Source organism: Ruegeria sp. BF12, from assembly GCF_056538705.1.
Genome location: NZ_JBQFTP010000041.1, coordinates 1 through 2,284, shown reverse-complemented (window position 1 = coordinate 2,284; position 2,284 = coordinate 1). Strand labels below are relative to the sequence as shown.

At 52.4% G+C, this 2,284-nt stretch carries 4 protein-coding genes; 2 read left to right on the top strand and 2 right to left on the bottom strand.

Features of this window, described 5'->3' with window-relative positions; all coding sequences use genetic code 11:
• Positions 1-548, bottom strand: a 548-nt coding sequence (locus tag ACR0J0_RS23545) for a hypothetical protein (protein WP_480666414.1), incomplete at its 3' end; no start/stop codon positions are given.
• 73 nt (positions 549-621) lie between these two features.
• Positions 622-1,137 carry a DUF805 domain-containing protein gene (locus tag ACR0J0_RS23540; protein ID WP_170408624.1) on the bottom strand — a complete coding sequence of 172 codons (516 nt, stop codon included), beginning with the start codon at positions 1,135-1,137 and terminating at the stop codon, positions 622-624.
• Positions 1,138-1,702: 565 nt separating this feature from the next.
• Between ACR0J0_RS23540 and ACR0J0_RS23535 the strand changes: the two genes are divergently transcribed.
• Positions 1,703-2,002, top strand: coding sequence for a hypothetical protein (locus ACR0J0_RS23535; protein WP_170337109.1), 300 nt, complete (start codon positions 1,703-1,705; stop codon positions 2,000-2,002).
• A 61-nt stretch (positions 2,003-2,063) separates the two neighbouring features.
• Positions 2,064-2,284 (top strand): hypothetical protein (locus ACR0J0_RS23530; RefSeq protein ID WP_480666413.1); only part of this gene is annotated, 221 nt, incomplete at its 3' end.

The following is a 2,284-nucleotide window of genomic DNA, read 5'->3' as shown; positions in this document are numbered from 1 at the left end:
GGTTCGATCACGCGCTCTATCGCCCCGCCACCACAATAGACAATGCCTTCGGGCGCTTCGTAGGAGGCCCCCTGGTTAATATCTGACTCGCAGGCGGAACGAAGGGACCGGATTGCCGAGCTGGAACCCTTCAAGTCAAAGATTCCGTAACTGACATCTTGATCAATCATCGACAAATTAACCGATGCATTGGCCGCAAGCTGGTCCAGCACAAAACCATAATCCTGCTGACTATTGAAACTGACCTCGACAGGATAATTGTCGACGATCTGCACGTCAGCGTTCTCTGCGCCAACCTGAAATGCGCCAACTTCGGTGGTGCCGTTCTTCAAAAATCGAATGGAAAGCCCCTGCTTATCCACAATGTCCTGGCTGTCCTCGTATCCAGCCGGAGCAAAGCGGATACGGTTACACTGAAGTTCCAGCGTCATGTTTCCGGTCTGAATAAATGCATTGGGATTAGGCCCGGAGTTGAACGACCACTCCGCTGATGCTGTGGTCGCCATTGCCATCATCAGTGTTCCAATGGAAATCGTTTGGAAACTCATTTTCTCTCTCCATGGTGTTGTGGTTCGTACTGTCGTTCAGCAGAGATTCCGGCCCGTTACCTGGGCAACCAGGTCAGGAAACAGGTGCGCCGTATTCGTTTGCGCCTTCTTGGGAAGGTCGCGTCAGCCACCAGATCATCAGGATGGACAGAACCAATTGAAGAATTGAGACAACAACAATACCGGTTACGCCCAGGACGGCCGCAGGTCCTCTCAATGCATCGGGGTTTTCGGTCCCTTGCTCCAATACCGAGAAGAACGCCACCCCACCCAGCATAACAAAAAGAGTTACAATGCTGAGCGCCATCGGCAGCAGCAAGTACCAGCCAGGTCGTCCTGTATCATGCAGCCTTCTCCAACCAGCGGCCAGCATAGGTATGAGAACGGCCAGTTGGAAAACAGAGGACAGAACCCGTGATCCCTGCCCTGTTTCGGGGTTGGTCCCGAATAAGATGGTGTCCAGCACAGCTAAAGCAGCACTCACGAGAACCACGAACAAGACGAACCACCAGTATTCTGAGCGTAAAGCCCGACCGGAGAACTGGAAGTATTTCGAGAAACACGTTTTTACGGCTTCACCAAATCCCATATTTCACTCCATTCTTTCTTTGCGGCCTCAAATCGCTTCGCCGTTCAGGGGAACACACTCGCCCCTAAGGATGCTCCCTCTTACCTTTTTGTTTGAGCGCAGAGGCCTATCGTACGAGAGCGTAGAGAAATTTACGCGCGGAAAAAATATTGATTTATTAGAAATTAGATTCAAACATGCGAATTCGACACAACTTTATTTTACCTCCGTTATTGTCGTTGCTGCTCGCTGTGCCGAGCCCTTCCGACTGCTGGAGTGAGTGCTGGCGGTCGGAAGGCACTTTACAATGATTGAGCGCTGGGAGGACGCGATGCTCAGACTAAACGTACTCGCCCTCTGTCCAGAGTTTGCTCTAGCATTTGCTAGTGACGTCATTCGGCCTTCACACGTTATTGTCGGCCCCGATAGTCAACGAAATATCTTCCCGCCGACCAAGCCCCCCGCGGCAAGTTTTGGGAATGGTAGTCACAGGATCAAGGTATGTTCAATTGGCTGCACAGACGCGGGAGCTTCAAACAAGCGCATCCAATTTCACTAATTTCAAGGGAACCAGAGGGAGAAGAAAATGTCTAACAAGATGGTGATGATTGCAGGCGCGACATGTTTCGCACTGCTTGCGGCCTGCGACGATACGAGTACATCCAGTGCGTCCGCCGAACTCACACCCGCTCAGCAGGCGTGTTTGCGAGATGTAGCCAACACAACGAACAATTCGCAAGTCGTGGTGCTCTCATCCGCGTTTAGCGAGGCGGGAACACAAGTCACTGTAGGCGTTGGTGAGGATCGTGCTCCTTGGAATTGTATTGCCTACAGTGATGGAGCAACAGCTGGTATCGAGTTCCTGGGCGACGAAGGCGCATTGTGACCTGTCTTCTGCGTAGCCGAAACGGCTGCGCAGCACTGGCTCGCTCTTCGGATAGTTCGACTTGGTTTGCAGAACCACCATCATCGTATTCGCTATCCTGTACCTGTTGGCGTTGGGTGCGTTCTTAACAGGCACATTTGGCTGGTTGGGGCAGGAACGAGACCCTTTGTCCGGGGTGTTCCTTCTGCCGTTGGGACTACCTTGGATACTTGTAACGGACTTGATCTCGGAGTCGGCCAAACCGTGGTTCGCGGCGATTGCACCGGTTCTCAACCTGTTAGC